This window comes from Streptomyces sp. DSM 110735 (assembly GCF_016482685.1).
Lineage (GTDB): Bacteria > Actinomycetota > Actinomycetes > Streptomycetales > Streptomycetaceae > Streptomyces.
Genome location: NZ_JACYHF010000029.1, coordinates 46,895 through 65,414, shown reverse-complemented (window position 1 = coordinate 65,414; position 18,520 = coordinate 46,895). Strand labels below are relative to the sequence as shown.

The window sequence follows — 18,520 nt, the reverse complement described above, 5'->3', positions numbered from 1 at the left end:
GCAGAAGCATGGTCACGGGGTGCTCAGTCCTTGCCGCCCTCGGGGTTCTCGTCGTCCCGGTCCGTGCGGGTCCGCTCCGCGTCGTCACCGCCGTCACCGTCGCCGTCACCGTCGTCGCCGTCCTCGTCGTGCGAGGGCAGCCAGTGGTGCTCGCAGAACCAGCGCCCGAACAGCGCGCCGCCGTACACCACGAACCCGACCCCGATCAGCCACGACGACACCACCAGGACGGTGCCGACCGCGCCGTAGCTCAGCGCGTTGGTGACGATCAGCGGGGTGAAGACCAGCGTGGAGAAGGCCCGCAGCCCCGCCAGCCCGACCACGGTGGCGAGCGCGCCGGGCAGCAGGAGGTACCAGCGGACCTGACCGCCGAGCAGGAACCACGGGCCCCACCAGAAGAACAGCACCGTGGTGAGCGTGGTGAGCGCGATCCGGGGCGAGCCGTGCAGCGTCGATTTCGTCTGCACCTCCTGGTACAGATACGCCATCAGCACCGCGAGCCAGGTCGCCTGCCGCCAGACCCGGTGCCAGGGACCTGCCGGGAGCCCCCACACCCGCTCGAAGGCGTTCTGCACGCTCCCGCCGAAGGACACGCCGAACAGCGCGAGCATCAGGATGCTCCACGCGCTGGTGGTGCCGATGACCTCGCGCGGCGGGCTGAACACGTCCGTGAGCACCTGCGCCGAGGTGCCGGAGAGCCCCATGCCGTCCGACAGCCACGACGCGAAACCACCCCGGACGAGCGGATCGGCCGCCGCGACCACGATGAGCAGCGGGGCGAGTGTCACCAGGGAGAGCGTCGCGAAGCCCATCGCGCGGTGCATCAGCTCCAGCTCGCGACCGCGCCGGAGCAGGGCGGGCAGCTCGACCCACTCCCAGGCGCGGTGGAGGCCGCGCCGCCACTGGCTCACGCTCTCGACTCCCCTGCACACCGCACGCGGACCGACTCCGTCTCCTGCCCCGATCATCCGCCCCGGCGCCGCGGCGCGCCCGGCCGCGGCGCCGTGGGCGGGCCAGAGTGGTGAACGGGTGTGCCGTACGGGTCAGGGCGTGGACGTCAGGAGGACGGTTCCCCTGCATCGTCGGCCGCTTCGTCCGGCGGATACGTGATGCGGCCGTCCTCGACGTGCGCGAGGGGGTCCAGGGTGGCCGGTTTCGTGGACGTCGCCGACATGATGTGGTCGACGTCGGCGCCCGCGACGAGCAGCGCGTCCGTGATCAGCCTGCGGTGGCAGCGCCAGGGCACCGCCTCGCTGCACATGATGGCGGGCTTGCCCTGTCCGGCCAGCTCCAGCAGCTCGTCAAGCCCCTCGTGGAACTCGTCGGTGGCCATGTGGTCGGCGTAGTCGCGGAACGCCTTGACCCGCCAGGCTCCGTTGGGGGTCGGCACGTCCTTGGGGGTGTACCGCCGTCCGCCCAGCTTGGGGATCCAGCGGTACTCGATGTCGTCCGGCAGCGCCTCGGCGATGGCCTCCTGGTTCCACTGCGGGAACTTGCGCGAGGACGGGAAGGAGCGCACGTCCACGAGATGGGTGATGCCGTTCTCGCGGAGCATCGCCACCACGTCGTCGAAGTCACGGGTGGAGTGGCCCACCGTGCAGACGCGCTTCCGCTCGCCGTCCTCGCGCCGGGTTCCAGACCGCCGCTTGCCGGGCAACCCGGGCCGTCAGACCTGTACGGGCCGCACGTGGACGCGGCCGCTGACGACCTTGACCTCCCAGTCCGGCTCGTGCACGGACGCCGGACCCCGGACCGCCTCGCCGTCGTCCAGGCGGAACTCGCTGCCGTGCCACGGGCACTGCACACACCCGTCGGTGGTGACCTTGCCCTCGTGCAGGGGACCGCCCGCGTGGGTGCAGGTGTCCGACAGCGCGTACACCTTGCCGTCGTGCCGTACGACGACGACCGGAACGCCGTCCGCCTCGCACCGCACGAGCTTGTTCTCGCTGAGCTCGGCCAGCGCCACGACCTCGGTCCAGTCCGAGGCGGGCTCCTGGAACGCGGTGTGGCTGACGCCGACACCGTCGACGAACGACAGATGTCCGCCGAGGTAGGCGGCTCCGGCCGCGATGCCCAGGCCCAGCAGACTCAACGCGGCTCCCGCGCGGTGGTGGCCCGCGCGGCGCGCCAGCCAGGAACTCGCCTGCACCACGCTCGCGGCGGAGTTGCCCACCGCGTGCACCAGTCCGACCCGCTGCGGCGGACCGTAGGTGTCGGCCCAGTCGGACGCGCCGGTCGCCGCGGCGGGCACCGTCGCGAGCAGCCCGAAGCCGACGAGCCGCTGCGCGGCGGCGGTGCCGGACTTTCCGGTCGTCAGGTCCAGCACGGTGGCCATGCTCCACGCGCCGATGGGCAGGTCGGTGAGCATGGGGTGCAGCGCGTGTCCGAACCAGGTGCCGGACAGCGCGTCCTTGACCGGGGCGCTGCGCGTCGCGCGCCCCACCAGCCCGGCGGCCTTGCCCGCCGGACCGTCGAGAGCCTGCATGTTCCCGATCTCGTTGATGGCGTCCTCGACCAGCTTTGGCATGGCAGTCGCTCCTCGTCGCGGGCGGGCGGACATGTCGAGCGGCCTCCCGGGCGCTTCCGCCTCATGCTCCCACCGCACGGTTACCCCGGCCACCGGAGCATGTGCGCGGTGGGAGGCGGGAGTTCAGAAGGTCCGGTGGTGCGCGGGAGTGCGTCCGTGCTCAGTCCCGCCCCCACGTCTCCGGACCGCCGCCCCGCCACTCGACCCACGGACCGGTCTCGACGTCGGACGCCTCGACGTCCTCCATGCCCGCGCGGCGCAGGAACTCGGCGACGTCCAGCAGCGTGTACGCCATCCCCACGAACCGGTCGCCGACGCGCACCCGGCGTCCCCCGTCCTCGGCGGGCGGGTACACGACTACGGGGGGCGTGGCGGCCATGCCCCCAGCGTGGCCCGGGACGCGGACCGCCGCACGCGCGGCTACTCCACGGCGGGGTCCTCCTGGCTGCACCGCACCGCAGCCCTGACCGCCTCCTCCAGGCGCTCCCGGTCCTCGCCCGTCGCCGTCGCGTACGAGGCGATCGCGTCCTGTACGGCGTCGTAGACCGCGCGCCAGCGCTGCCGCTGCGCGTCGTACTCGGCACCGGTGAGACCGGCCAGCCTCGCCCGCTCGATCTCGGCGGAACGCTCCAGCGCGATCAGGCTGTCGGGGATGTCTGCCACGAGGGGATCGTAAGCCGGGGGCGGGCGGTCCGCGCCCCGGGCGACGCGGGATTCCCGGGGAGTCGACCGGTGTATCCGTAGCCGACCGCCCCGGGGATGGGTCCGGGATCTTTCTTTCACCTGATCGGGTGATTGACCAATCCGCCGGGCCGTCGGGACCGGATTCCCGGTGTGAGGGATGAGGAGAAGGACGAGCGAGGGCCGCGAGGTCCGCACCTGCGGGGCGGGCCGGTCGCGGAGTGTGCCGCGCCGACGGGGACCGCACGCGCGGCGACGGGCGTCCGTCGGCCGACGCGTCCGGCCGTCGTGGAACGCGTGGCGCGGGACCGGGGTGCGGCTCCGGTCCGGCGGTCCGGCGGTGTCGCCGTACCGCCCCCGCGACAGCGGCCCTCGGGGCGGCTCCGGTGCGAGAGCGGCGCGCCGGGGTCGCGCTCGTCCTTCTCTTCCTTTGCGGACTTGCCGGGCTCCTCTTCTTCCGGCTTGCCGGGCTCGTCGGGCTCCTCGGGCTGAGTCTTCGGCGCCCTCCCCCCTTTTTTCTTTCCGTCGCCCTTCGAGAGGACCGATCCATGCGTCACACCGCCGTCGTCGGCAGCGGCGTCGCCGGACTGACCGCCGCCCACGTCCTGGCCCGCTCGCACCGCGTGACCCTGTACGAGGCCGACGCCCGCCTCGGCGGTCACGCGCACACCCATGACCTCGCCCGGCCAGGCGGGGGTCCTGCGCTGCGGGTGGACTCCGGGTTCATCGTGCACAACCGGCGCACCTACCCCCACCTGCTCCGCCTCTTCCGCGAACTCGGCGTCGCCACGCAGGAGTCGGAGATGAGCATGTCGGTGCGGTGCGAGGGCTGCGGTCTGGAGTACGCCGGGGCGCGGGGTGCGCGCGGACTGTTCGCCCAGCCGTCCAACGCGCTGCGCGGCCCGTATCTGCGGATGCTCGCGGAGATCCCTACCTTCCACCGGGCGGCCCGCCGCCTCCTCGCCCACGACGGAGCAGGCGAACCCGCGCTCACCCTGGGGGAGTTCCTGGACCGCTCGGGCTTCTCCCCCTATTTCCGCGCCCACTTCATGACCCCGCTGGTCTCCGCCGTCTGGTCCTGCGACGCGGCGACCGCCCAACGCTACCCGGCCGCCTATCTGTTCAGGTTCCTCGACCACCACGGGATGCTCTCCGTGACCGGCTCCCCGGTGTGGCGCACCGTCACCGGCGGCTCCCGCACCTACGTCGACCGGGTCGCTGCCGGGCTGCACGAGGTCCGCACCGCCACCCCGGTACGCACCGTGCTGCGGCACGCGGACGGCGCCGAGGTGATCACCGAGGACGGCGGCACGACCGCGTACGACCACGTGGTCGTCGCCGTCCACCCCGACCAGGCACTGCGCCTCCTCGGCGACGCCACCCCGCGCGAGAAGGAGCTGCTCGGCGCCTTCCGCTACTCCCGCAACCCCACCCTGCTGCACACCGACACCGCGCTGCTGCCCCGTACGCCGGGCGCCCGTGCCTCCTGGAACTACCTGATGCCCGCCTGCGACGCGGGCGCCGACCGGGTGCGGGTCAGCTACGACATGAACCGCCTCCAGCGCCTGGACACGACCGAGCCCCACATCGTCACGCTCGGCGGCGAGGACCGGGTGGCTCCGGAGCGGGTGCTGGCCCGGATGACGTACGAACACCCGGTGTACACGCCGGAGTCGGTCGCCGCCCAGCAGCGCCTTCCCGAACTCGCCACCGGCGTCACGGCGTTCGCGGGCGCCTACCACGGCTGGGGGTTCCACGAGGACGGCTGCCGCAGCGGGGTGGAGGCGGCGGCCAGGCTGGGGGTGCGCTGGTGACCCCGCCCGCCGTACCCGCGCTGTACCCCTGCACGATCCACCATGTGCGCAGGGCGCCCTTCCGCTACGCCCTGCGCCACCGCACGTACCTCTGGCTGGTCGACCCCGATCGGCTGCCCCGACTCCCGTGGCTCACCCGGCCGTTGGCGCGCTTCCGGGCCCGCGACCACTTCACCGGCGACGCCCCGAGCATCCGCGCCGCGCTCGACCGGTTCCTCGCCGGGCACGGCATCGACCTGGAGGGCGGCCCGGTCGTGATGCTCACCCACGCCCGCGTCCTCGGGTACGTCTTCAACCCGCTGACCCTGTACTGGTGTCACGGTGCCGACGGCACCCCGCGCTGTGTGGTCGCGGAGGTCCACAACACCTACGGCGGGCGCCACGCCTATCTGTTGCACCCCGGACCGGATCAAGTCGCCGCCACGGACAAGGAGTTCTACGTCTCGCCGTTCTTCCCGGTGGACGGCCGCTACGAGATGCGGCTGCCGCTGCCCGGCGAACGCCTCCATCTGTCCCTGCGCCTCGACCGCCCCGGCGCCCCGCCCTTCACCGCCACGGTGCACGGCACCCGCCGCGCCGCCACCCCGGCCGCGCTGCTGCGCCTGTCCCTGCGCCACCCCTGGTCCACCCTCGCGGTCTCGGCCGCCATCCGCTTCCACGGCATCCGCCTGTTCCTGCGCGGTCTGCCCGTACGGCCCCGCCCCGGCAGCCACCACCACCCGGAGATCCCCACATGACCACAGCCGACCACCGCCCCGACACGCGCGCCCGCGTCCCGCGCGCCCGGGACAGCCGTGCCCTGGACGGCCGTGCGCGGGACAGCCGTGCCCGGGACGCCGGGGTCGTGGACCCCGCCCGCTGGCCGGACGTGGCCGCCGTGCCCCGCGCCTCCTGGCCGGTGCGGTCCGTCGCCGCCGCCGTCGTACGCCACGCGCTGCGCCGACTGCCGCTGCGCGTCCGGCTCGCCGGGGGCGAGACCCTCGGTCTGGGCGGACCGCTCATCGAGATCCGCGACCCCGACGCCTTCCACGCCCGCGTCGGCACCGGCGGACTCATCGGCTTCGGCGAGTCGTACATGGCGGGGGAGTGGGACGCCCCCGACCTGGTGAGCGCCCTCACCGTGCTCGCCGCCCACGCCGCCGAGCTGGTCCCGGCCCCGCTGCAGCGCCTGCGCGGACTGTGGGCGCCCGGGCAGCCGGCCGCCCGCCGCAACACCGCCGACGGCGCCCGCGACAACATCAGCCACCACTACGACCTGTCCAACGACCTCTTCGCCCTCTTCCTGGACGACACCCTCAGCTACTCCGCCGCCGTCTTCCGCGGCTTCCCCGCCGAGTGGTCCCTGCTCGCCGCCGCCCAGCACCGCAAGATCGACCGCCTGCTCGACCTCGCCGCCGTCGGCGAGGGCACCCGGCTGCTGGAAATCGGCACCGGCTGGGGCGAACTCGCCCTGCGCGCCGCCGCCCGGGGCGCGCACGTCACCTCCCTCACCCTCTCCCGCGAACAGCGCGACCTCGCCCTGCGCCGCGTGCGCGAGGCGGGTCTCACCGACCGCGTCACCGTCGAACTGCGCGACTACCGCGAGGCGCACGGCACCTACGACGCCATCGTCAGTGTCGAGATGATCGAGGCCGTCGGCGCCGAGTTCTGGCCCGTCTACTTCCGCACCCTGGAGGCACGCCTCGCCCCCGGCGGACGGGCCGCCCTCCAGGCCATCACCATGCCGCACGACCGGATGCTGGCCAGCCGGGACACCCACACCTGGATCCAGAAGTACGTCTTCCCCGGCGGGCTGCTGCCCTCCACGGAAGCCGTCGAGCAGACCGTGCGCGAGCACACCGGGCTGGCCGTCGCCCGCCGCGACGCCTTCGGCGCGCACTACGCCGAGACCCTGCGGCTGTGGCGCGAGCGGTTCACCGAGCGCGCCGACGAGGTCGCCGCCCTCGGCTTCGACGCGGTCTTCCGGCGCCTGTGGACCTTCTACCTCGCCTACTCCGAGGCCGGTTTCCGCTCCGGCTACCTCGACGTCCAGCAGTACCTGCTCACCAAGGAGAACCCCGCCCCATGAGCACCACATCCCCGAAGCGGTCCGGTGCCGCACAACGGATCGCGGACCTCGCCGAGGAGGCCGTCGGCACCCGGCTGCCCGTCCGGCTGCGCGCCTGGGACGGCAGCGAGACCGGACCGCCCGGCGCCCCCGTGGTCGTCGTACGCTCCCGGCGCGCCCTGCGCCGACTGCTGTGGCAGCCCGGCGAACTCGGTCTCGCCCAGGCGTACGTCACCGGCGAGATCGACGTCGAGGGCGACCTCGCCGAGGGGCTGCGCGCCGTATGGTCCGCCGCCCGCACCCGGGGCACGCACGCCCCGCGCCTCACCCTCGCCGACCGGGCCCGCGCCGCCGTCGAGGCCGTACGGCTCGGCGCCGTCGGACCGCCGCCGCCCGCGCCCGCCTCCCAGGCCCGGCTGCGTGGCGCGCTGCACACCAAATCCCGCGACCGCGCCGCCATCAGCCACCACTACGACCTGTCCAACGACTTCTACCGCCTCCTCCTCGACGACACCATGGCCTACTCCTGCGGCTACTGGACCGGCGAGGCGGCCGAGGACGAGGACACCGACGCGGCGGCGGTCCGCGCCCAGCGCGCCAAACTGGAGCTGATCTGCCGCAAGCTCGGACTGCGCCCCGGCGCCCGGCTGCTCGACATCGGCTGCGGCTGGGGCTCCCTCACGCTGTACGCCGCCGAGCGGCACAAGGCCCGCGTCACCGCCGTCACCCTCGCCCGCGAACAAGCCGCCCACGTCCGCGAACAGGTCCGCGAGCGGGGGCTCGGGGACCTGGTCGAGGTGGTGTGCCAGGATTACCGCGACATCACCGGCTCCGGCTTCGACGCGGTCGCCACCGTGGAGATGGGGGAGCACGTCGGCGACGCCGAGTACCCCGCCTTCGCCGCCGCGCTGCACCGGCTGGCCGTGCCGGAGGGCCGGGTGCTGGTCCAGCAGATGTCACGAGGTCACCGCGCGCCGGGCGGCGGCGCCTTCATCGAGGCGTACATCGCCCCCGACATGCACATGCGGCCGCTCGGTGAGACCGTCGGGCTGCTGGAGGGCGCCGGACTCGAGGTGCGCTCGGTGGAGTCGCTGCGCGAGCACTACGTGCGCACCGTGGCCGCCTGGCACCGCACCCTGGAGCGCCGCTGGGACGACGTCGTACGCCTCGTCGGCGAGGAGGTCGCCCGCGTCTGGCGGCTCTACCTGGTCGGCGGCGCGCTCGCCTTCGAGGAACGGCGCATGGGCGTGGACCAGATCCTCTGCGTCCGCCCCTCCGACACGGGCGCGAGCGGACTGGCCCGTCCCGAGGGCGCCGACTGGTACCGGGGACTGGAGCAGTCGTGACCGGCTTCGCGTGGGGCGCCTTCGCCTCGAACCTCGGCTGGGCGGCGGCGACCGCCTTCGGCGTCATGGCCGTCACCTTCGCCGTCGCGGTCCGCAAGGGCGTGCACCGGGTCGTGGACATCGCCTGGGGCGCGGCCTTCGCCGCCGTCGCGGTGGTCACCCTCGCCGCCTCGGCAGGCGAGGGCGACATGGCCCGTAGGGTCCTCGTCACCGTCCTCACCGCGGTCTGGGGACTGCGGCTGGCCGTGCACATCGCCCGCCGGAGCCGCGGCCACGGCGAGGACCCGCGCTACGAGGCACTCCTCGACAAGGCTCCCGGCAACCGGAACCTCTACGCCCTGCGGATGGTCTACCTCCTCCAGGGCGCCCTGGTCTGGCTGGTCTCCCTCCCCGTGCAGGCAGCCCAGTACGCGGCGCCCTCCGTCTCCGTCCTCGCCTGGCTGGGTACGGCGGTGTGGGCGGTGGGGATGTTCTTCGAGACCGTGGGCGACGCCCAGCTCGCCCGCTTCAAGGCCGACCCCGCCCGCCGGGGCCGCATCATGGACCGGGGTCTGTGGAAGCTGACCCGCCACCCCAACTACTTCGGCGATTTCTGCGTCTGGTGGGGTCTGTTCCTCGTCGCCTGCGACGGCGGCTGGGCCCCGGCCGCGGTGTCCGTGATCGCACCGGTGGTGATGAGCTTCCTCCTGATCAACGGCAGCGGGAAGCGGATGCTGGAGCGGCACATGGAGGGGCGACCCGGCTGGGACGCGTACGTGGCGCGCACGAGCGGGTTCTTCCCGAGACCGCCGAAGAAGCGGTAGAGGCGGGCGCTCGGGACCTTCGCGCGGGCGGGGGCATTCGCCTGCCGGGGTCACGGACGGCGCCCTTCCAGGGGCACGGACTCGGCGGCTCTACGTGGGAAGGCTCAGCAGGGTGACGGGCGCGCTGGTCGGCCGGGGTGAGCCGCCCGCCGGTTCCACCGTGACGCCGACCCCCGACGCCCCGGCCACCGGACCCCGCATCAGCACGGTCTGGCTGCGCAGCGCCGGGTCCATCAGCCCGGCCGACCGCATCGCCCCGCCGTCGTCGAACCACAACTGGTACACCCTGCCGTCCGGCGGCGCGGGCATCCCCGAGGCCATGAACACCGCCCGGTCCCGCTCCGCCGACACCACCACGGTGCCCGTGCCACCGGCGACGCGCACCGTGGCCGACTTGGCGTCGGGCGCGGCGAGCACCCCCGCCACCGCGTCGGCCCGCCCCTCCGCCACGGCGGCGCGCGTCGCGGCGTCCTGGGCACGCTCGTACTGCCACAGCGCCACACCCCCGAACGCCGCCGCCACGGCAACGGACGCGGCCAGCGCCCACGCCAATGGCCCCCGCGCCCGCCGCCGCACGGCAGGACGGAGCCGCGCGTCCATCGCGGTACCGGGCGCCACCTGACGCACCGACGCGATCCGGCGCAGCACCTCCGCGCGCAGCCCGGGCCGTACCGGAACCGTCGCGGCGAGCCCCAGCCGCGCCGCCGTCGCCTCGAACTCCGCGACCTCCAGCGCGCAGGACGCACAGTGGGCCAGATGCCGTTCGACACCGGCGCGCTCGTCCTCGTCCAGGGCGTCGAGCGCGTAGGCGCCGGTGAGGTCGTGCGGGTCGGCCACGGTCACGCGGACACTCCCAGGCAGTCGCGCATCCGGATGAGCCCGTCGCGCAGCCGCGTCTTCACCGTGCCGAGCGGCAGCGCGAGCGCCTCCGCGACCTGGCGGTAGGTCAGCCCCCGGTAGTAGGCGAGGGTCAGCGACTGCCGCTGGAGTTCCGTCAGCGTCCGCAGACACCGCCGCACCTGCTCCTGCTCCAGCCGCGTCTCCACCTGCTCGGTCACCTCGTCGTACTCCGGCGTGCGGTCCAGTAGCGCGGCCCGGGTGTCGCGGGCGGCCGCCGCCTCGACCGAGCGCACCCGGTCGACCGCGCGCCGATGGGCGAGGGTGAGGATCCAGTTGATGGCGGTGCCCCGCTCGGGCCGGTAACGCGGGGCGGTGCGCCACACCTCCACCAGCACGTCCTGCGCGACCTCCTCCGACTGCGCCCGGTCGCGCAGCACCGCGCGGACCACCCCGAGCACCGGCCCGGCGACCGTGTCGTAGACCGAGGCGAACGCCTCCTGGTCGCCCAGCGCCACCTCGTGCAGCAGCCGCTCCAGATCGGGCTCGGCAGCCGGGTTCCCGCCGATGTACACGGCTTCCTTCACAACGGTCCTCCCAGAGCACGACGGGGCCCGACTCGTCGTGCGTGACGAGTGCTTCCCGGCGGGCTCGGGCCTTTCCGCCTCTGCCCCTACTTCGCCCCCGCACGCGCCGTGGATGCACCCCGCCGGACGGCCCCGCCCACGTCACCCCGCAGGAGGACGCATCAGCGGACGAATTCAGGGAATCTGCCTCACACCTGTGGCCCGGCCGGGTCCGAGGGAACACGTCCTATGGAGCACAGGACACACCGGACCACCGAGAGGACCTGGTCATGAGCATCCCCAACGCAGAGACGGGCCGCCCCGGCGAGCCGCAGCGGGCGGCCACCGACCTCACCGCCGGCAACACCGGCATCGGTGAACCGGCCGCCACGCGCGGCAGGACCTCCATCGCGGACGTCGTCGTCGTCAAGGTCGCCGGTACGGCCGCACGCGAGATACCGGGCGTGCACGCCATGGGCGGCGGTCTGTCCCGCACCATCGGCGCGGTCCGCGACCGGGTGCCCGGCGGCGGATCCAGCGTCGGCCGGGGCGTCAAGGTCGAGGTCGGCGAGAAGCAGACCGCCATCGACCTCGACCTGGTCGTGGAGTACGGCGTACCGATCGACGAGGTGGCCCGCGACGTCCGCGAAAACGTGATCCACGCGGTGGAACGCATCACGGGACTGGAGGTCGTCGAGGTGAACATCGCCGTCAACGACGTGCACCTCCCCGAGGACGACGAACCCGAGCCGGAGAGCACGCCGCGTGTGGCGTGACCCGGCACCGGCCCCGGCGGACCGAGCGGTCGCCGGTGGGGACGACCGCCCCGGACGGCGACGACCGGCCGGACGAAGAGGAGACGGAAGATGGACAGAGCGCTGACGGGAATGATCGCCGGCCTGGCGCTGGCGTTCGCGGGCTGGTTCGGCGGCTTCGGCGCGTTCGTGCTCGTGGCCGCGCTCGGCGCCCTCGGCTGGGCGGTGGGCCACTGGGTCGACGGCGGCGGGCGCGCCCGTGACCTGCGGGACACCTTCCAGCGGGGCCGTCGATGACCGAGCCCCACCCCCGCGGCACCGCCGCGGTCTCGGAACAGGCCGTCCGCCGGATCGCCGGCCGGGCGGCCACCGAGGCACACCCCGACGGCACCGTACGCACCACCGGCACCGCGGCCACCGTCCGCGGACGCCGCACCGAGATCGCCCTCGACGTCGCCCTGCCCTACCCGGAGCCCCTGGCCCCGCTGGTCCGCCGTATCCAGGACCGGGTGACCACCCGCACCGCCGAACTCACCGGGCTCGACGTGTCCCGGGTACGCGTCGGGGTCACCACGCTCACCCCGGCGCCCAGCGGACCGGTGCCGCCCGGCTCCGCACCCGTTCCGGCCGAGGCAGCCTCGCCCGGCTCCCGGCCGCCCCGCCGCTGGTGGGCGCAGCGTCGCTTTCCCCTGGGCATCCTCACCCTCCTCGCCACCGTGGCCTTCGGCTCGCTCGCCGCCGACCTGATCCTCGTCCACACAGGACACCGCCCAGCCGCCGCCTGGCGCACCGGCACCCTGCACTGGCTGTACGGCCACGGCCCCGGCGAACCGCTCGTCACCGCCGCGGGCATCTGCTGCGCCCTCCTCGGCGCCGGTCTGCTCCTCCTCGCCGTCACCCCCGGCCGCCGCGACCTCCTCACCGCGTCCTCACCCGCCCCTGGCACCGACATCGCGATCGACCGCCCCGCCGTGGCCGCCCTGCTCCACGCCGCCGCCACCGGAACCGACGGCGTCACCGCCGCGAGGACCCGCGTCCGGCGGCGCCGCGCGACCGTACGCGCCGACCTGACCTCCGGCGACGTGACCTCCGGTGACCGGGCCGCCGCCGAACGCCGGATCACCCAGGCCGCCGCGAGCGCCCTGGCCGAGTGCGGGTTGCGCCGTCCGCTTCGGCTGCGGGTCACGATCCGGCCCCGGCGGGGGTGGACCCCGGCGCCTGCTCCGAGCCCCGCGCCCGCTCCAATCCCGGCGTCCGCATCAAACCCGGCACCCGCAGCGGCCCCGGCTCTCGCCCCCTCGGCGACCCACGCCCTCGCCGGAGGCGACCTCTGATGCAGACCTTCCGCTCCCTCCTCAACCGCACCGTCCTCGCCCTCACCGGCGTGACCCTGCTGGTCGGCGGTTCCGCGCTCGCGCTGAGCGGTACTCGGACCGCCGACCGGCTGCCCGTGCCGCCCGCCCACCACGCGTTCCTGACCGGCGCCGCCCTCACCGCGCTGCGGGCGCAGGGCTGGTGGGCGCCCGGTGTCATGGCGGGGTCGTTCGCCGCCACCGCGCTGTGCGCGCTGTGGTGCGCCCGGCAGTTCCGGGTCGGCGGCAGCTCGCTGCTGCCGCTGCCCGGCACCGGCGGCACCGTCCGTACCCGCGCCCTGGAGGACGCGCTCAACCTGGACGCGGTGGCGTTGGAGGGCGTCGCCCGCTGCCGTACCCGGGTGTTCTTCTCGCGCGGGCGGCTCTCGGTCCGGCTGCATCTGTGGCTCCAGCCGGGGACCGCCCCCGCCGCCGTACTGCCGGGTCTGACCCGGTTGATCGGGCGCGCCGAATCCGCCACCACCCCCTGTACCGTCCGTAGCCGAGTCCGGCTCAGCCACCTCTCCCACCGGGTACCGCATGTCCGTTGAACCCCAGGCGCCCGACGCCTCCCGCACCACCTCCGCTCCCCGGGCCGCGACCTGGGGAGCAGCGCTGCGCCGCACCCCGGTGGCCATGTGGCGGGACGACGTGTCCGACCACGCCGCCGCGCTGACCTACTACGCGATCCTGACCGTGCTGCCCGCCATGCTCGTCACGGTCATCGCCACCACGCTGATCAGCCCCGGCACGGCCGAGCGGTTCATCACCCAGGTCACGGCCTACGCCCCCGCCGAGTCCGGCGGCCAACTCCACGAGACGCTGGCCCGGATGCTGCGCACCGACTCGGCTGCCTGGCCCCTGCTCGTCACCGGAACCGCCAGCGCCCTGTGGTCCGCCACCAGCTATCTGGCGGTCTTCCGGCGCGCCCTGCACCGGATGTACCGCATGGAGGACCGGCGTTCGCCCTGGCGGCGCGCGCACCGCATCGTCCTGACCGCGCTGGCCCTGCTCGGCGTGCTCGTCGCGGGCCCGCTGGTGCTGCTGCTCACCGGACCCGGCGCGGAGGCCGTCGGTTCCTTCCTCGGTCTCGGCTCCACGGCCGCCTTCGTCTGGAAGCTGCTGCGCTGGCCGCTGCTGCTGTGCCTGGCCGTCGTCCTCGTCGTGGTCGTCTTCCGTACCGGGCCCGCCCCCGCCCGCACGCGCAGGAACTCGCTGCCCGGCGGTCTCCTTGCGGCCGCCCTCTGGCTCACCGCCTCGGGCGGATTCGCCCTGTACGCCTCCGCTCTCGGCGCCTACAGCCGTCTGTACGGCTCGCTCGCCGGGTCCGTGGTCTTCCTCATCTGGCTGTGGCTGTCCAACCTGGCGCTGCTCACCGGCGCGCAGTTCACCGCCGAACTGAACAAGACCGAACCGGGACCGGTCGACTGAGCGCGGGCGTCTGCGGCCTGGATCGAGCAGATGCCCCGCGACGCCGCCGAGGACCAGCCCTGCCGCTATCAGCAGCCCCTCCGCCAGCACGATCCCCACCGCCAGCAGAACACCGCCGATCAGCAGCACCCACCAGTACCGCGCACGGTGTCGCGGACGGCGGACACGCGCGCCGGCCGAGAACCGGGGAGCGGCACGGCCGAGCAGCACCTCGTCGTCGTACGGGGTCATGACTCCTCCTCGCCTCACGCCTGCCGACCGGTCCCGTACGCGGATCTCCGCGCACCACCAGGATTCGCCCCACCCGCCCTCCGCCACCATCGGGTACGACCCCCATTCGTCCCGGAGGCCGCCCCTCACCGTCTAGGGGTCGCGGCTCGGGGTGGCCACTCGTGTGGGGGACAGTCGGCGGAGCCACCCCCGATCCCCCGGATGGGGGCTGCCACGGATGGCGGCCCGTCCGGCCCGCACCCAGGCTGGACGGTGAGGCCCCCCATCAGCGGCCGACCGCGACCCCGAGCAACCCTGAGACCGAACCCCGAGAAACCCGGACCGCCCCCGACCGCGCGCCCCGGAGGAGGTGCCCCGCGATGCCCCTGTTCTGGCGGATCTTCCTGCTCAACGCCGCCGTCCTCGTCGCGGCCGCCGCCCTCCTGCTCGGCCCCGTCACCGTCTCCACCCCCGTCCTGTTCACCGAGGCCGCGATCCTCACCGCCGGACTCGCGGCCATGCTCGTCGCCAACGCCGTGCTGCTGCGGATCAACCTCGCCCCGCTGCAACGCCTCTCCCGCGCCATGACCACGGCCGATCTGTTGCGCCCCGGCGTGCGGCCGCCGGTCGGCGGGCACGGCGAGATCGCCGAGCTGATCACCGTCTTCAACGCCATGCTCGACCGCCTGGAGGACGAGCGGGCCACCAGCAGCGCCCGCGCCCTCTCCGCCCAGGAGGCCGAACGCCATCGCGTCGCCCAGGAGCTGCACGACGAGGTCGGCCAGACCCTCACCGCCGTCCTGCTCGAACTCAACCGCGCCGCCCGCCAGGCCCCGCCCGGACTGCGCGAGGAACTCCAGCAGGTGCAGGAGACCACCCGCGCCGGACTCGACGAGGTCCGCCGCATCGCCCGCCGACTGCGCCCAGGCGTCCTCGACGAACTCGGTCTGACCAGCGCCCTCAAGGCACTCGCCACCGAGTTCTCCGGCTCCGGACTCACCGTCCGCCACCAGCTAGGCACCGACCTGCCCCCGCTCGGCCACGAGAGCGAACTCGTCCTCTACCGCGTCGCCCAGGAAGGGCTCACCAACGTCGCCCGGCACGCCCGCGCCCACCACGCCGAACTCACCCTCCGGCACATCCCCGCCGGGGTCGAGCTGCGCGTCCGCGACGACGGCCGGGGCACCGGCGACGCGCCCGAAGGGGCGGGCCTGCGCGGGATGCGGGAGCGCGCGCTGCTCATCGGCGCCGACCTCGCCGTACGCCCGGGCCCGGACGGCATCGGCACCGAAGTCCTCCTCACCGTCCCGGTCCGAAGCCCCCGAACCCACCCCGAGCCACCGCCCCACGCCGAGCTACCACCTCACCCCGAGTCACCGCCCCACTCCGACCCACCGCCCCACTCCGACCCACCGTCCCACCCCCAGTCACCACCCAGCCCGGAGCCCCCACCCCGCCCGGAGCCGCCGCCATGACAGCCCCCGCCCCCACCCGCATCCTCCTCGCCGACGACCACGCGCTGGTACGCCGCGGGGTCCGCCTCATCCTGGAGGGCGAGCCCGACCTCACCGTCGTGGCAGAGGCGGACGACGGCGCGGAGGCGCTGACCCAGGCTCGCGGACTCCGGCCCGACCTGGCCGTCCTCGACATCGCCATGCCCCGTCTGACCGGTCTCCAGGCAGCCCGCGAGCTGTCCCGCACGCAGCCGGAGACCCGCATCCTCATCCTGACGATGTACGACAACGAGCAGTTCTTCTTCGAAGCCCTCGCCGCCGGTGCCTCCGGCTACGTCCTCAAATCCGTGGCCGACCGCGACCTGGTCGAAGCCTGCCGCGCCACCATGCGGGGCGAACCGTTCCTCTACCCCGGCGCCGTCAACGCCCTCATCCGCGACTACCTCGACCGGGTGCGCGACGGGCACACGCTGCCGTCCCGCGTGATCACCGGACGCGAGGAGGAGATCCTCAAGCTCGTCGCCGAGGGCCACACCTCGCAGCAGATCGCCGAACTGCTCGTCATCAGCCCGAAGACCGTCGAGCGCCACCGCGCCAACCTGCTCCAGAAACTCGGTCTCAAGGACCGCCTGGAACTCACCCGCTACGCCATCCGTGTCGGACTGATCGAACCCTGACGCCACGCCTAACGCTCCGCGTCGGCGCCCACCGTCTCCGGCGGAGCCCGCCTTTCGTCGTGCGCGCCCGTGTCGTCCGCCTTCACCGGACCATCGGGCTCCGCAGGTCGTACGAAACCCAGCGCGCCCAGCACCCGCGCCAGCAGATGCGCCCGCGCCGCGATCACCGGTCCCAGTACGGCCAGCACCAGGACATACCCGGCGATGAACGACGGCAGCCGCCCGTCGAGACCCGCGCCCACCGCCATGGCGGCCAGGATCAGCGCGAACTCCCCGCGCGCCACCAGGGTCGTCGCGATGTCGGCGGCGTGCTCGGGGCCGTAGCCGTAGGAGCGGGCGACGAGCAGTCCGGCGATCACGTTCATGACGATGGTCAGCGCCGCCGCCGCGGCGACCGGACCGGCCACGGAGGCCAGTCGGCCGGGGTCCAGGGCGAGTCCGAAGGCGAAGAAGAAGATGGCCGCGAACGCGTCGCGCAGCGGATGCACCAACTGCCGGATGCGCGGACCGGAGGAGGTGCCGGCCAGGATCAGGCCCACCATGAACGCGCCGATGGCGTCCGCGACCCCCAGCAGCTCGGAGACCCCGGCGACCAGGACGGCCGCGCCGAGGAAGCTGATCACGAGCAGTTCGTTGTCCCGGACCCGGATCAGCCGTCCGACCAGCCGGGTGCCGTAGCGGGCGGCGACCGCCAGCACCAGCAGGAACGCGAACGCCTTCGCCGCCTGGAGGAGCGTCTCCGTGACACCCTCGGCACCGCCGATGACCGGCTGGAGCGCGGCGAGATACAGCGCGAGGAACAGGTCCTCGACCACGATCACGCCGAGGATCAGCCGGGTCTCCGGGCGGCTGATCCGGCCCAGATCGATGAGGATCTTGGTGACGATCGCGGACGAGGAGATGCCGAGCACCCCGGCCAGCACCAGTGCCTCCCGCGCGCCCCAGTCGAGCGCGAACCCGAAGCCGAGACCCGCCCCGACGTTCAGCAGCAGATAGATCCCGCCCGCCGTGAGCAGCCGTCTGCCACCCCGGCGCAGGTCTTTCAACTGGAACTCCAGCCCCAGGTAGAACAGCAGCAGCACCAGCCCCAGCGCGGACAGCATCTCGAAGTCGTGCGGGTCCGACACCAGGACCAGACCGGGGGTGTGGGGGCCGAGCAGCAGACCGGCCAGCATGAACAGCGGGATGGTCGGCACGCCGATCCGGGCGCCGAGGCGGGCGAGGAACGCGGCGGCCAGGAAGGCGCCGCCCATGGCGAGCAGGGCGTCAGCGTGTCCCACGGGCCACCGCCTTCCCCTGGCCGTCGGTCGAGATCACGTGCCGCCGTCGGTCGAGGTCACGTGCGTGACGTCGAGGCCACCCCGCACGACATCGAGGTCACGTGTCATGACACGGTCGCACGGGCCGCGCGGCGCCCACCATCGGTGACGACACCCATCCACGGCGAGGGACGACACCCATCCACGGCGAGGGACGACACCCATCCCCGGGAGGGTGCGACACCCCTCCCCGCGGACAAACCCGGTGCCCGTTCCGGCGGAGCGCCGCGCCACCCGTCCGGCCGAACGCCCCACCCGGCCGCCCCCGCAACTCCCGCGCGCCGCCCGGCGAACGCCCCGCGACGAATTGCCGACCCGTGCCGCCCGTGTTTCGTTGGGTGCTGAGCGATCCCCGCCCGGGGGCGCACGGCCGGCTGGAGGAACCGTGGCAGCGCAGAAATTCGTCCAGATCATCGCCTTCGAGACCGACCGCATCGACGAGATGCGCACCCTGGCCATGAAGATCGAGGAACGTTTCGGCAGCAAGGAACAGGGCCCCAGCTACCAGGCTGTCCTCAAGGACCGCAACCAGGAGAACCGCTACTACGAGGTCCTCCAGTTCGACTCCTTCGACGAGGCCGCGCGCAGCCGCCAGAACCCCGAGGCCCGCGAGTTCGCCGAGCGCATGGCGGCGCTGTGCACCCGCCCGCCGTCCTTCCTGGAGTGCGACGTGCTGGAGGAGTCCCGCTGACTCAGCCGGG

At 73.8% G+C, this 18,520-nt stretch carries 21 protein-coding genes; 13 read left to right on the top strand and 8 right to left on the bottom strand.

What is annotated here, in order from left to right:
• Positions 1-23: 23 nt before the first annotated feature.
• The 5 genes from IF655_RS28985 to IF655_RS28965 form a co-directional block, all read right to left on the bottom strand.
• Entirely contained in the window at positions 24-911 is an 888-nt protein-coding gene (locus IF655_RS28985; RefSeq protein WP_307815096.1) for a ribonuclease BN, read from the bottom strand.
• Between the two features lie 146 nt (positions 912-1,057).
• Complete coding sequence (locus IF655_RS28980) at positions 1,058-1,657, bottom strand: DUF488 family protein (RefSeq protein WP_277952725.1); 600 nt, start codon at positions 1,655-1,657, stop codon at positions 1,058-1,060.
• A gap of 9 nt (positions 1,658-1,666) precedes the next feature.
• Positions 1,667-2,527, bottom strand: coding sequence for a Rieske 2Fe-2S domain-containing protein (locus tag IF655_RS28975; protein WP_199588110.1), 861 nt, complete (start codon positions 2,525-2,527; stop codon positions 1,667-1,669).
• A gap of 160 nt (positions 2,528-2,687) precedes the next feature.
• Positions 2,688-2,906 (bottom strand): hypothetical protein, encoded by a 219-nt coding sequence (locus IF655_RS28970; RefSeq protein ID WP_199588109.1) that lies wholly within the window; start codon positions 2,904-2,906, stop codon positions 2,688-2,690.
• Positions 2,907-2,947: 41 nt separating this feature from the next.
• Positions 2,948-3,190: a hypothetical protein gene (locus IF655_RS28965; RefSeq protein WP_199588108.1), complete on the bottom strand. Its 243-nt coding sequence runs from the start codon at positions 3,188-3,190 to the stop codon at positions 2,948-2,950.
• 566 nt (positions 3,191-3,756) lie between these two features.
• Between IF655_RS28965 and IF655_RS28960 the strand changes: the two genes are divergently transcribed.
• From IF655_RS28960 to IF655_RS28940, 5 genes are read left to right on the top strand one after another with little or no spacing between them, the layout of a single operon-like run.
• On the top strand, positions 3,757-5,022 hold the full coding sequence (locus IF655_RS28960; protein WP_199588107.1) for an NAD(P)/FAD-dependent oxidoreductase: 1,266 nt from the start codon (positions 3,757-3,759) through the stop codon (positions 5,020-5,022).
• Positions 5,019-5,759 carry a DUF1365 domain-containing protein gene (locus tag IF655_RS28955; RefSeq protein ID WP_199588106.1) on the top strand — a complete coding sequence of 247 codons (741 nt, stop codon included), beginning with the start codon at positions 5,019-5,021 and terminating at the stop codon, positions 5,757-5,759. Before IF655_RS28960 ends, IF655_RS28955 begins: the two co-directional genes overlap by 4 nt.
• Positions 5,756-7,090 (top strand): cyclopropane-fatty-acyl-phospholipid synthase family protein, encoded by a 1,335-nt coding sequence (locus IF655_RS28950; protein WP_242488978.1) that lies wholly within the window; start codon positions 5,756-5,758, stop codon positions 7,088-7,090. The genes IF655_RS28955 and IF655_RS28950 overlap by 4 nt, the downstream gene beginning before the upstream one ends.
• Complete coding sequence (locus IF655_RS28945; RefSeq protein ID WP_199588105.1) at positions 7,087-8,415, top strand: cyclopropane-fatty-acyl-phospholipid synthase family protein; 1,329 nt, start codon at positions 7,087-7,089, stop codon at positions 8,413-8,415. Before IF655_RS28950 ends, IF655_RS28945 begins: the two co-directional genes overlap by 4 nt.
• Entirely contained in the window at positions 8,412-9,218 is an 807-nt protein-coding gene (locus tag IF655_RS28940; protein WP_199588104.1) for a DUF1295 domain-containing protein, read from the top strand. The genes IF655_RS28945 and IF655_RS28940 overlap by 4 nt, the downstream gene beginning before the upstream one ends.
• Before the next feature lie 90 nt (positions 9,219-9,308).
• On the opposite strand, the gene IF655_RS28935 is transcribed toward IF655_RS28940, so the two are convergent.
• Together IF655_RS28935 and IF655_RS28930 are read right to left on the bottom strand one after the other, a co-directional pair.
• On the bottom strand, positions 9,309-10,061 hold the full coding sequence (locus tag IF655_RS28935; RefSeq protein ID WP_199588103.1) for an anti-sigma factor domain-containing protein: 753 nt from the start codon (positions 10,059-10,061) through the stop codon (positions 9,309-9,311).
• Entirely contained in the window at positions 10,058-10,642 is a 585-nt protein-coding gene (locus IF655_RS28930; protein WP_199588102.1) for a sigma-70 family RNA polymerase sigma factor, read from the bottom strand. Before IF655_RS28930 ends, IF655_RS28935 begins: the two co-directional genes overlap by 4 nt.
• Positions 10,643-10,911: 269 nt before the next feature.
• Between IF655_RS28930 and IF655_RS28925 the strand changes: the two genes are divergently transcribed.
• The 7 genes from IF655_RS28925 to IF655_RS28895 all read left to right on the top strand — a co-directional run bounded on the left by IF655_RS28925 (position 10,912) and on the right by IF655_RS28895 (position 16,500).
• On the top strand, positions 10,912-11,397 hold the full coding sequence (locus IF655_RS28925) for an Asp23/Gls24 family envelope stress response protein (RefSeq protein ID WP_199588101.1): 486 nt from the start codon (positions 10,912-10,914) through the stop codon (positions 11,395-11,397).
• 90 nt (positions 11,398-11,487) lie between these two features.
• Positions 11,488-11,673, top strand: coding sequence for a hypothetical protein (locus IF655_RS28920; protein ID WP_199588124.1), 186 nt, complete (start codon positions 11,488-11,490; stop codon positions 11,671-11,673).
• Positions 11,670-12,710, top strand: coding sequence for a DUF6286 domain-containing protein (locus IF655_RS28915; protein WP_199588100.1), 1,041 nt, complete (start codon positions 11,670-11,672; stop codon positions 12,708-12,710). Before IF655_RS28920 ends, IF655_RS28915 begins: the two co-directional genes overlap by 4 nt.
• Positions 12,710-13,279, top strand: coding sequence for a hypothetical protein (locus tag IF655_RS28910; protein WP_199588099.1), 570 nt, complete (start codon positions 12,710-12,712; stop codon positions 13,277-13,279). The genes IF655_RS28915 and IF655_RS28910 overlap by 1 nt, the downstream gene beginning before the upstream one ends.
• Complete coding sequence (locus IF655_RS28905) at positions 13,269-14,159, top strand: YihY/virulence factor BrkB family protein (protein ID WP_199588098.1); 891 nt, start codon at positions 13,269-13,271, stop codon at positions 14,157-14,159. Before IF655_RS28910 ends, IF655_RS28905 begins: the two co-directional genes overlap by 11 nt.
• A 590-nt stretch (positions 14,160-14,749) precedes the next feature.
• Entirely contained in the window at positions 14,750-15,844 is a 1,095-nt protein-coding gene (locus IF655_RS28900) for a HAMP domain-containing sensor histidine kinase (protein WP_242488977.1), read from the top strand.
• Positions 15,841-16,500 carry a response regulator transcription factor gene (locus IF655_RS28895; RefSeq protein ID WP_199588097.1) on the top strand — a complete coding sequence of 220 codons (660 nt, stop codon included), beginning with the start codon at positions 15,841-15,843 and terminating at the stop codon, positions 16,498-16,500. Before IF655_RS28900 ends, IF655_RS28895 begins: the two co-directional genes overlap by 4 nt.
• Positions 16,501-16,508: 8 nt before the next feature.
• On the opposite strand, the gene IF655_RS28890 is transcribed toward IF655_RS28895, so the two are convergent.
• Entirely contained in the window at positions 16,509-17,780 is a 1,272-nt protein-coding gene (locus IF655_RS28890) for a cation:proton antiporter (protein ID WP_307815095.1), read from the bottom strand.
• A gap of 424 nt (positions 17,781-18,204) precedes the next feature.
• Between IF655_RS28890 and IF655_RS28885 the strand changes: the two genes are divergently transcribed.
• On the top strand, positions 18,205-18,510 hold the full coding sequence (locus IF655_RS28885; protein WP_199588096.1) for a hypothetical protein: 306 nt from the start codon (positions 18,205-18,207) through the stop codon (positions 18,508-18,510).
• Positions 18,511-18,520: the final 10 nt, after the last annotated feature.

Coding starts and splice junctions, on each gene's coding strand:
- IF655_RS28975 (WP_199588110.1), bottom strand. CDS start 2,527: ATGCCAAAGCTGGTCGAGGACGCCATCAACGAGATCGGGAACATGCAG.
- IF655_RS28970 (WP_199588109.1), bottom strand. CDS start 2,906: ATGGCCGCCACGCCCCCCGTAGTCGTGTACCCGCCCGCCGAGGACGGG.
- IF655_RS28960 (WP_199588107.1), top strand. CDS start 3,757: ATGCGTCACACCGCCGTCGTCGGCAGCGGCGTCGCCGGACTGACCGCC.
- IF655_RS28950 (WP_242488978.1), top strand. CDS start 5,756: ATGACCACAGCCGACCACCGCCCCGACACGCGCGCCCGCGTCCCGCGC.
- IF655_RS28945 (WP_199588105.1), top strand. CDS start 7,087: ATGAGCACCACATCCCCGAAGCGGTCCGGTGCCGCACAACGGATCGCG.
- IF655_RS28925 (WP_199588101.1), top strand. CDS start 10,912: ATGAGCATCCCCAACGCAGAGACGGGCCGCCCCGGCGAGCCGCAGCGG.
- IF655_RS28920 (WP_199588124.1), top strand. CDS start 11,488: ATGGACAGAGCGCTGACGGGAATGATCGCCGGCCTGGCGCTGGCGTTC.
- IF655_RS28915 (WP_199588100.1), top strand. CDS start 11,670: ATGACCGAGCCCCACCCCCGCGGCACCGCCGCGGTCTCGGAACAGGCC.
- IF655_RS28910 (WP_199588099.1), top strand. CDS start 12,710: ATGCAGACCTTCCGCTCCCTCCTCAACCGCACCGTCCTCGCCCTCACC.
- IF655_RS28905 (WP_199588098.1), top strand. CDS start 13,269: ATGTCCGTTGAACCCCAGGCGCCCGACGCCTCCCGCACCACCTCCGCT.
- IF655_RS28900 (WP_242488977.1), top strand. CDS start 14,750: ATGCCCCTGTTCTGGCGGATCTTCCTGCTCAACGCCGCCGTCCTCGTC.
- IF655_RS28895 (WP_199588097.1), top strand. CDS start 15,841: ATGACAGCCCCCGCCCCCACCCGCATCCTCCTCGCCGACGACCACGCG.